This window comes from Anaerostipes sp. CAG:276, assembly GCF_000432215.1.
GTDB classification, from domain to species: Bacteria; Bacillota; Clostridia; order Lachnospirales; family Lachnospiraceae; genus Anaerostipes; species Anaerostipes caccae.
In genome coordinates, this window is sequence record NZ_FR889166.1 from 1 (window position 1) to 10314 (window position 10314).

General features: G+C 43.1%; 10 protein-coding genes. 8 read left to right on the plus strand and 2 right to left on the minus strand.

The genetic code is table 11. The features are described from left to right. On the minus strand, positions 1 to 666 hold a 666-nt coding region (locus QVP35_RS00430), incomplete at its 3' end, for a LysR family transcriptional regulator (protein WP_288187696.1). A 204-nt stretch (positions 667 to 870) separates the two neighbouring features. On the opposite strand from QVP35_RS00430, the gene QVP35_RS00435 reads away from it, so the two are divergent. The 7 genes from QVP35_RS00435 (at position 871) to QVP35_RS00465 (ending at position 7976) form a co-directional block, all read left to right on the plus strand. Beyond that, a complete protein-coding gene (locus tag QVP35_RS00435; protein WP_006567234.1) occupies positions 871 to 1746 on the plus strand; it encodes a shikimate dehydrogenase in 876 nt (291 codons plus the stop codon). Between the two features lie 31 nt (positions 1747 to 1777). Beyond that, positions 1778 to 2950, plus strand: a complete 1173-nt coding sequence (locus tag QVP35_RS00440; RefSeq protein ID WP_006567233.1) for an MFS transporter — start codon at positions 1778 to 1780, stop codon at positions 2948 to 2950. A 13-nt stretch (positions 2951 to 2963) separates the two neighbouring features. Then, the gene (aroD, locus tag QVP35_RS00445) at positions 2964 to 3731 is read left to right on the plus strand and encodes a type I 3-dehydroquinate dehydratase (protein WP_009289834.1); all 768 of its coding nucleotides are present in this window, start codon (positions 2964 to 2966) and stop codon (positions 3729 to 3731) included. Positions 3732 to 4056: 325 nt separating this feature from the next. After that, complete coding sequence (locus QVP35_RS00450) at positions 4057 to 4542, plus strand: TRAP transporter small permease (protein WP_009289833.1); 486 nt, start codon at positions 4057 to 4059, stop codon at positions 4540 to 4542. Positions 4543 to 4544: 2 nt separating this feature from the next. After that, a complete protein-coding gene (locus tag QVP35_RS00455) occupies positions 4545 to 5834 on the plus strand; it encodes a TRAP transporter large permease (RefSeq protein WP_009289832.1) in 1290 nt (429 codons plus the stop codon). 13 nt (positions 5835 to 5847) lie between these two features. After that, the gene (locus QVP35_RS00460) at positions 5848 to 6855 is read left to right on the plus strand and encodes a TRAP transporter substrate-binding protein (protein ID WP_006567229.1); all 1008 of its coding nucleotides are present in this window, start codon (positions 5848 to 5850) and stop codon (positions 6853 to 6855) included. 248 nt (positions 6856 to 7103) lie between these two features. Beyond that, positions 7104 to 7976: a shikimate dehydrogenase gene (locus tag QVP35_RS00465; RefSeq protein ID WP_009289831.1), complete on the plus strand. Its 873-nt coding sequence runs from the start codon at positions 7104 to 7106 to the stop codon at positions 7974 to 7976. A gap of 25 nt (positions 7977 to 8001) precedes the next feature. Here the strand turns inward: QVP35_RS00465 and QVP35_RS00470 are convergent, their stop codons facing one another. Next, positions 8002 to 8874 (minus strand): AraC family transcriptional regulator, encoded by an 873-nt coding sequence (locus tag QVP35_RS00470; RefSeq protein ID WP_006567227.1) that lies wholly within the window; start codon positions 8872 to 8874, stop codon positions 8002 to 8004. A gap of 243 nt (positions 8875 to 9117) precedes the next feature. Here QVP35_RS00470 and QVP35_RS00475 point away from each other — a divergent pair. After that, the coding region (locus tag QVP35_RS00475; RefSeq protein WP_288187698.1) for an MFS transporter at positions 9118 to 10314 on the plus strand (1197 nt) is incomplete at its 3' end.

Below are 10314 nucleotides of genomic sequence, written 5' to 3' on the forward strand. Positions count from 1 at the left end.
TTCAAATGCAATCTCAGGTTCCATCCGGTTCTGCCGGTAGATGGAATTTGTATACTGCCCCAGACCGGAGGTGCGGTCATATCCTATAACAGGATAGGACAGAAGATCTTCCAGCAGAACTTCTTTTTTATGCTTCAAGGGGTGCTCCAGCGGCGTGATGACAACCATCTCCTGATTAATGACCGGGACGAATTCGATCTCAGGCTCATTGGATACGTACGAGCCGAAGATGACGTCATATTTTTCGGATTTCAGATCACGGAGCATTTTGTTGGTGATTTCCTGCGTCATAGAAAAGGTGATATTGCTGGAATCTTCCGAATCCAGGAAACTGCGTACGAGGTGGGGAATATACGATTTGGCGAGGGGAAACACGTAGGCCAGGTCGATGTGGCCTCCTTTGGCGTTGGCCAGAGCCTTCATTTTGTCCTCGGCAATCTTTACTTCTTCGAGTATTTTATTAACATGTTCTAAAAAGATCTTGCCGTACTTGGTCAGCTCGATGTTTCTTCCGTTTTTCCGAAAGAGAGGAAGCCCCAGTTCCTCTTCTAAATTGGCGATGGAGCGGCTCAGACTGGGCTGGGATACATTCAATTCTCTGGCTGCCTGGTGATAATGCTGCAGGGTTGCGATTTTTTGAAAATATGAAAGCTGGTTTAGATTCATAGAGATTACCTCATTTCTGTGGAAAGTGCAGTGCTATTTATATAAGGAAGCATAACATGAATGATAGCAAAATACTATTAAAAAGTATTAAAAGATGTATTAGAAGTATCAATAAGATCCGTGTATAATAGTTTTTGTAAGGTTGTTAAAAAATTAACTTTTGGGTGAAGAAACAACAGGGTAAGTAAAAAAGGAGAATGACACATGGCAGAGAGAATTACAGGACATACAGAATTGATCGGGCTGATGGCATATCCGATCAGACATTCCAGCTCACCGGCAATGCACAATGAAGCATTTGCCACATTAGGACTTGACTATGCATATTTGGCGTTTGAAGTTGACAATGACACATTAGAGGATGCGGTAAAAGGACTGCGCGCCTTGAAACTGAAAGGTTCCAACGTTTCTATGCCGAACAAGACAGTCGTAGGCAAATACTTAGATAAGCTTTCACCGGCAGCAGAAATGGCCGGAGCAGTCAACACGATCGTCAATGAAGACGGAGTTTTGACAGGACATATCACCGACGGAATCGGCTACATGCAGTCATTGAAAGACAATGACATCGATGTGATCGGTAAAAAAATGACAATCACAGGGGCAGGCGGAGCAGCAACGGCAATCGAAATCCAGGCGGCATTAGACGGTGTCAAAGAAATGTCAATCTTTAATATTAAAGATAAGTTCTGGGAGAACGCGGAGAAAACTGTTGAGAAGATCCGTGCAAACACAGACTGCATCGTAAATCTTTACGACCTTGATGATAAAGATAAATTAAAAGAAGAGATCGCAGACAGCTATCTGTTCGCACAGGCAACAGGTGTGGGAATGAAACCTTTAGAGGGACAATCAGTAATTCCTGACGCGTCATTCTTACGTCCGGACTTGATTGTCACTGATACAATTTATGCACCGAGAGAGACTGCACTTTTAAAGATGGCAAAAGAAGCCGGATGCAAGACAATGAACGGTCTTGGTATGATGCTGTTCCAGGGAGACGCTGCATTCCACCTGTGGACCGGAAAACATATGCCGATCGATCACATGAAAGAAGTATTGGATATTAAATACGACTAAACTTAGAGAGGAAATTTGAGAGGAATCAATTATGAACAAAAAATATTATCCCAGTGCGTTTATCTTATATTTAAATTATTTTATCCATGGTATCGGAGCATCTGTCTTAGGACAGGTGGCAGTAAAAGAAACCCTGGTAAAACAGTGGGGAGCATCAGACATCGGTCTTGTTACAATGGTAGCTGCCGCATTAGGATTGGGAAGGCTGATTGCCCTTCCGTTTGCAGGACCTCTTTCTGATAAGCTGGGAAGAAAAGTTGCATCCATTATCGGCGCAGGCTCCTATGCGATCTTTTTCTTAGGACTTGCCATGTCACCGAATATGACCGTTGCATATATCGCGGCAATTCTGGGAGGTATCGCAAACTCTTTCCTTGACACAGGCGTTATTCCGGCATGTGTTGAGATTCTCGCACCGAGATCCAGTATGGCAACGATGCTTACCAAGTTTTCAATCTCCTGTTCACAGCTGTTAATGCCGTTTATGATCGGTGCTATCGTTGGAGCAAACCTTTCCTTAAATGTATTATTATACGTATGCGGTGCTGCCATCGCTATCATCGGAGTGCTCGTTTTATTCGCGCCTCTTCCGAAAATGGAAACAGCAGGCGGAGCAAAATCTTCTCTGATCCAGGATATCAAACACGCAAACTTCTCACTGGAAAGCATTGCGCTGATCATCATCGGATTTACAGGAACAGCAACATTCCAGCTCTGGCTGAACTGTGCTCAGGATTTCGCGAAGGAATATGCAAAGATTGGTGATCCTTCTGTCATGCAGACTTACTACAGCACAGGATCTCTCGTAGCTATCGTCGTTACAACTGTTTTAGTTAATAAGATAAAAGGGGTAAGATTCTTATTTGTATATCCTCTGATCGCAACGATTATGATTGCGCTTGTTTATCTGCTGAGAACTCCTTCTATCTGCTACATCGGATCAGCAGTTGTCGGATATTCCGCAGGAGCCGTTGTACTTCAGCTTGTGACAGCGACCGCCAACGATCTGTTCCCGAAAATCAAAGGAACCATCACGAGTATCGTTATGATCGCGTCCAGCTTATCGAACTATACAATCCTTTCTCTGGCTGGTACAATGGATAAAGCAGACATTTTATTAATGAACATTGGAATCACTGTTGTCGGAGTATTGTTGGCTCTGTTTGTCAATGTGAGATACAAGGCAATGGAAGAGAAAGCTTAATAAGGAGTAAAGAATGAATCCAGTAAAAGTTAGAAATGTAGAGATTGGAACGGGTGTTCCCAAGATTTGTGTGCCGATTGTCGGCGTGACAAAGGAAGAGATCATCGCCGAGGCAAAGTCTTTCGGGGAGATCCCGGTAGATGTTGTGGAATGGCGCGTGGACTGGTTTGAGGGAGTCTTCGATTTTGCCAAAGTAGAAGATGTGTTAAAAGATCTGAGAGAAGCTCTCGGGGAGACACCGATTCTCTTTACCTTCCGTACATCCAAAGAAGGCGGAGAGAAAGCCATCGAAGCGGGTCCATATGCAGAACTGAATAAAAACGCAGCGAAAAGCGGATATGTAGATCTTGTAGATGTGGAAGTATTTACGGGAGATGATATCGTAAAAGATATCGTGGCGGTAGCGCACGAGTGCGGTGTGAAGGTTGTAGCTTCCAATCACGATTTTGACAAGACTCCGGCAAAAGAAGAGATTGTCAGCAGGCTTGTCAAAATGCAGGAATTAGGAGCTGATATTCCTAAGATTGCTGTGATGCCGACCTGCAGAAGAGATGTGCTTACATTGCTCTCGGCTACGGAAGAAATGTATACAGATCATGCAGACCGTCCGATTATCACCATGTCAATGGCCGGAACAGGACTGATCAGCCGTCTCTGCGGAGAAGTCTTTGGTTCAGCGCTCACATTCGGCGCAGCGAAAAAAGCGTCCGCTCCGGGTCAGGCAGCAGTCAATGAATTAAATGATATGCTTCAGTTCCTCCACGCAAATCAGGGACTGTAGAATTATAAAAACAAAACGACAGTAAGATAAAAGCGGATAATCTGAAACCAGGTTATCTGCTTTTTATGTGGGAGAATTGCGGCTGATTCACAACTGCAGGGCATTTGGGTTCAAAGAAAATCTGCAAAATTGATAGATAAAAATTATTAATTCTATTTGAAAAATCTATTTGTGGAATCAATTATTTCCATGTATAATATAGTGGATTGGTTGTTAAAAAATTAACTTTTGGATGCTGTAATAATTACAGGCGGGGAAGCATGTTCAAATAGATAGAATTATGCTGAGAACAGCAGGGCTCCGCTTACAAAAGAGAGGTATGAAGATGCTAAAGTGGTTAGATGAGAATTTAGAAGAGTTTTTAATGGGAGTTTTCCTGGTGGGAATGGTCCTGATCATGGGCATTCAGGTTTTGGCGCGTTATGTTCTGGGAGCATCCCTTTCCTGGTCGGAGGAGATCACAAGATACCTGTTCATCTGGTCGGGATTTATCAGTGTCAGCTACTGCACAAAAAAGTGTATTTCCATTAAAATTGAACAGTTTGTGGCAATGTTTCCTAAAAGGGGAAGGGCCATCTTTAAAGTGGTGAACCATACCATTGAACTGGCGTTGTTCCTGTATCTGATCCCGTACTCTGTCCTGTATTTAAAAAGTGCATTTGAGAGCGGACAAGTCAGCCCTGCATGCCATATTCCAATGTACTACATACAGGCAGCACCGTTGGTGAGTTTCCTGCTGGTGACAATCCGTATTTTACAGAGATGGCTGATTGAGTTTAAAATCGCAGTTGGAAAGGATCAGGAGGTGTAGGTATGTCAGCGTTATCAGTTTTTATTATTTTCTTTTTGTGTTTGATCATCGCGATCCCGATTTCCATTGGACTCGGTATTGTGTCAGTACTTCCGGGAATTTTTGATTCTTCTTTTACCGCAAGCGGTCAGTTTGTCATCCGATCTATGCTTGGGGGAATCGACAGTTTTCCGCTGCTGGCGGTGCCGATGTTTGTATTATCAGGCATGGTGATGGCAAAGGGCGGAATTTCAAAAAAGATTTTTGATGTTTTTGTATATTTTATTGGAAAATTTACAGCGGGAATGCCATGTGCAGTTATTGTTACGTGTCTTTTTTATGGAGCAATTTCAGGTTCAGCGCCGGCGACGGTGGCTGCAGTGGGCAGTATGACGATCCCGATTTTAATTAAGCTCGGTTATGATAAAAAATTTGCCACAGCGATCGTTGCGGTTTCAGGAGGACTGGGTGTCATTATCCCTCCAAGTATTCCTTTTATTATGTACGGAATGGCATCCGGACAGTCTGTCAGTGACCTGTTTATCGCCGGGATTCTTCCCGGGATTTCTATCGGTCTGCTGCTGATGGTATATGCTGTTTTTTACTGCAGAAAACATGGGGAAGATAAAGAAAAGATACGAAAAGAAGTACAGGCGCTTCATGACAAAGGTCTGCTTACTGTGCTGAAAGACAGTTTTTTTGCGCTGCTCAGTCCGGTTATTATCCTCGGCTGTATTTATACTGGTGTGGCTTCCCCTACAGAAGCGGCGGTGATTTCTGTTTTTTATTCTGTATTCGTAAGCTTATTTGTCTACAAGAGTATCCATATAAAAGATTTATGGGGAGTAATGATCGAGGGAATCCGTACCTACGCGCCTATCTTATTTATACTTGCAGCATCCGTCGCATTTTCAAGAGTCCTGACTCTGATGCAGGTTCCTCAGACAGTCAGCGAGTGGATTCTCGGAACATTCCACAATGAAATTGTCATTCTGCTGGTAATCAACGTCTTCTTACTGCTTGTGGGTATGGTTATGGATACGACACCGGCTATTTTGATTCTGACACCGATTCTGATGCCGATTGCAGTAGGCGTTGGAATGAATCCAATTCATTTCGGTGTGATGATGGTGGTCAATCTGGCGATCGGTTTTGTTACCCCGCCGATTGGAGTGAATCTGTTTGTGGCTTCTTCACTGACACAGATTCCTGTAGTGGATATTGCCAAAAAAGCCATGCCTCTGATTGCATGTTTCCTGGTGGCTCTGTTACTGATTACATTTATACCGCAGATCAGCCTTGCGCTGTTATAGGAGGGGGATACAGATGAAAAGACTTAGAAGATTTACCATTGCAGCATTATGTATCATCTCTGCGTTTGTGCTGGGAGGATGCGGGAAAAAAAGTTCCGATGGAGTGCAGCGGTATGCCTGGCCGCTGGGGACCTCCAGTCCTGAGGATACAGTGACTCAGCTTTATTCACAAAAGTTTGCCGATGAGGTGAACCGGCTGAGCAAAGGAAAAATGAAGATTGAAGTTTATCCCAACAGTACGCTGGGAGGAGACAGAGAACTGCTTGAGAGCTGTTCTGACGGTGATATTCCTTTCGTCGTGCAGAATACAGCACCGCAGGTTACTTTTATGCCGGATACCGCTGTCTTTGACCTGCCAAGTGCCTTTGCTACGATTGCCGAGGCAAGAGCTGCCGTGGACAATCCTGTATTTTATAAGAAGATGGAAAAGGTCTATGAAAAAGGCGGATTTAAGCTGCTCGGTTATGCGGACCAGGGATTCCGTGTCATGTCTACCAACAAAGAGGTGAAGTCAATCGATGACTTTAAAGGACAGAAAATCCGTACCATGGAAAACAGCTATCATATGGATTTCTGGAAGGCACTGAAAGCCAATCCGACACCGATGACATTCAGTGAGGTATATATCGGTCTCCAGCAGAAGACGATAGACGCACAGGAAAATCCATACGAGGTCATTGTGTCAAGCAAACTTTATGAACAGCAGGATTATGTGGTGGAAACAAATCACCTGCCCCATTATATTTCTCTGATTGTAAGTGATGAATTTTATAAAGACCTTCCGAAAGATCAGCAGAAGATTATTTCTGAGGCGGCAGAGACAGCAAAGGAATATGCAAGGAAAGCTTCGGATGAACGGATCGAAGACCGGATGAAGGTCATAAAAGACAGTGGTACGAAGATTGTGAGGCTGGATAAGAAAACTCAGGAGGACGTAAGGAAAGCGTCTTCCGACATATATAAAAGCATTGAGGAAAATGTATCAAAAGATGTTTTTGATGCATATTTGAACCAGAAGTAAGATCAGCAGGCACTTTTATTGGAAAACAGTAAAAGTGCCTGTTCTTTATTGCTTAAGAAAATTTAAAACACAGGATAATTTATGAAAAAAGCAAAATACCTGCTTGAAAATCGCGACAGAGTTCCTATTCTCAGATGTAAGGACGAAAAATGGACAAGATAGTTCAGCAGAAGTGAAATATCGATGCTTTTAGGATCAGCTTATTTTGACTATAATGATATCATATTCAGAAATGATAGGAGGATATTATGGCAGAAAGAATTACAGGACATACGGAATTGATCGGGCTGATGGCGTATCCGATCAGACACTCCAGTTCGCCGGCAATGCACAACGAGGCATTTGCACAGCTGGGACTTGATTATGCGTATCTTGCATTTGAGGTGACCAATGAGACCCTTGAAGATGCAGTAAAAGGGATCCGTGCTCTGCAGCTGAAGGGCTCCAATGTTTCCATGCCGAATAAAACGGTAGTAGGACAATATTTGGATGAACTTTCACCCGCAGCTAAACTTTGCGGTGCGGTAAACACCATTGTGAACGAGAATGGAAAGCTGACCGGACATATAACGGACGGAATAGGCTATATGGCATCATTAAAGGACAACGGAATTGACGTCATCGGAAAGAAAATGACCATTGCCGGAGCCGGTGGTGCTGCCACAGCTATTGAGATCCAGGCCGCGCTGGACGGAGTAAAAGAAATGTCGATCTTTAATATCAAAGATAAGTTTTGGGAAAACGCTGAGAAGACCATTGAAAAGATTCGAGCAAATACAGACTGTGTGGTAAATCTCTATGATCTGGATGACAAAGATAAGCTGAAGGAAGAAATCGCTGACAGCTATCTTTTCGCACAGGCAACAGGGGTGGGAATGAAACCTCTGGAGGGACAGTCTGTAATACCAGACACCTCATTTTTGAGACCGGATCTGATTGTGACAGATACTGTATATGCACCGCGGCAGACAAAGCTCTTGGAGCAGGCAGAAGAAGCCGGATGCAAATGTATGAACGGACTGGGAATGATGCTGTTCCAAGGGGACGCAGCTTTTCATCTATGGACAGGAAAACATATGCCGTTAGAACATATGAAAAAAGTTTTGGATATTCAGTATTAAATACAAGAGTTTAGAAAAGAGCATCTCAAGATGAGGTGCTCTTTTTGTGCTGATACAGTTCCCGGAATTTGAGCGGCGGATACTGCATTCTCTTCTGGAAGAGTTTTGAAAAATGATTGGTGTTCTCGTAGCCGATTTTTTTTGCAATGGAGACCAGAGAATCGGAAGTGTTGATCAGCATCCATTTTGCCTCATTCAGTCTGCGGTCAATCACATAATTAATCGGTGAGATTCCATATACCTTAGAAAATTCATGACTGATATGATCTGTGCTGATGTGAAATTGTTCAGCCAGTTTTTTCAAAGTGATTTGTGAGGCGTAATTTTCGTTGATATAAATTAAAATATCACGGGCAAAAGAGGAATCTTTATGACGCTCCGTTTTCGGATCGGCAAGGAAAAGTTCAAAATAAATGCTTGCCAGTGAAACGGCTAAGGCGTCACAGGCTGCCATATGAGTATCGGAAGAAAATTTTCTCAGCAAGTCTAATTCCTCAAACAGACGGTGGATATAGTTTTCATGGATACCGGAATCCATGGCAGGGCATACATTGGCAGGAAGCATAAATCCGTGATCGGACCGGCAGCATAATTTGTAATCTGAAATGGCACAGGTCCAGCAGTTCAGGGGATCATGTTCATCAGAAAAAAGGGAATGGATGGCACCCTGTTCTACAATGAGAATCATTCCTTTCTTCAGCTGATAGGAATTGGTATTGATGACATAAGTCCCGCTTCCTTTTGAAATATAGACCAGTTCGGTCTCGTTTTTATGTAAATGGTACTGGTAATTCCAGGTGGGATTATTATAGCTGTGTGATAAACGGCAGATTTTTGGAGAATGATCCGGCTCAAATATTGGCCTCCGTACTTTCTCGCGATATTCCTCTAAGAACATAATGGCACTCCTTTGACTACAAGATAATTATTACATAATACAAGATAGTTGACTAAAAAATAAGAAAATCTGAAATAATCATACAGAATATTGGATAGAAAAGCAAGATAATTTTTATAATCTACAATTTACGTTGTAGAAAAATACAGGATAATTGATATAATTTCTGTAGTAAGTTATGCAGATGAATTACTGACAGTTTTGTGAAAAAAATAACATGTAATAGTTTTCAGGAGGAGAAAAATGAAACAGGAAAAACGTTATAAGCATTTGTACCCAACAGCATTTATGCTGTACGTTACATTCTTTGTCCATGGTTTTGGAGCAGCGATCATAGGACAGAATGTAACTTCCCTTCAGCAGCAGTGGGGGACCACAGCGGCCGGAGTTGTTGCCGTGACATCAGCGCTTGGAATCGGACGTCTGATTACATATCCATTTTCAGGAGCATTGTCTGACCGGTTCGGAAGAAGACCAATCACTTTGATCGGAAGTTTTGTCTACGTCTTGTTCTTTGCCGGAATCCTTGTATCTCCGAATGCTCAGGTCGGCTACTTTGTTGCAATGCTCTGCGGTGTTGCCAATGGATTTTTAGACTCCGGCGTTATTCCGGGAGCGATGGAAATCCTGGAGGATTCAGGACTTGCAAGTATTCTTACGAAGCTGGTCATCTCCATTGCTCAGTATATTCTGCCAATGATGATTGCCTATCTGCTGGCAAATGACATGTGGTATGGCTGGACATTTGTCTTTTGTATTATTATCCTGATCGTCAATGCACTGCTGCTGACAAGAGCCAAATTTGCGCCGCAGCCGAAAGTAGAGACAGAAAACGGAGAGAAAGTAAAAGGTTTCGTGGGAGTTTCCAAGGCATCAAAATTTGCAGTGGAAGGAATTGCACTGATCGTTATCGGTTATACCTGTACAGCAACATTCCAGATCTTTTTGGCTGTAAATAAAAGTTATGGAATGGACGTGCTGGGAATGACAGAAGGGGCTGCCGGGCAGATTCAGTCTATGTATTCTTTAGGTTCTATCCTTATGGTCGTAGCTACAACATTTCTGCTGAAATGGATCAAACCTGTCAAATTTATTTTGATCTGCCCGATCATCGCAGGAGCGACAGAATTTTTAATGTTTGTTTCGAGAAATACGACGCTGGCAGTGGCAGGCGGTTTCATTGTCGGCGCAACGGCAGCAGGGGGTGTGCTTCAGCTGGTGACAGCTACAATGACAGACCTGTTTCCGGCTTCCAAGGCGAAATGTGTCAGCGCAGTTATGATTGCAGGAGCTCTTTCCCAGTTTTCAGCGACGGTAATGGCAAGTAAACTGGCTGAAATGTTCGGTATGGAATATTCCCTGCTGGTAGCTGTAGGATTTACCGTTTTAGGAATTGTTTTGGCGGTTGTTGTAAATATCCGCTATTCAATCATTGAAAAG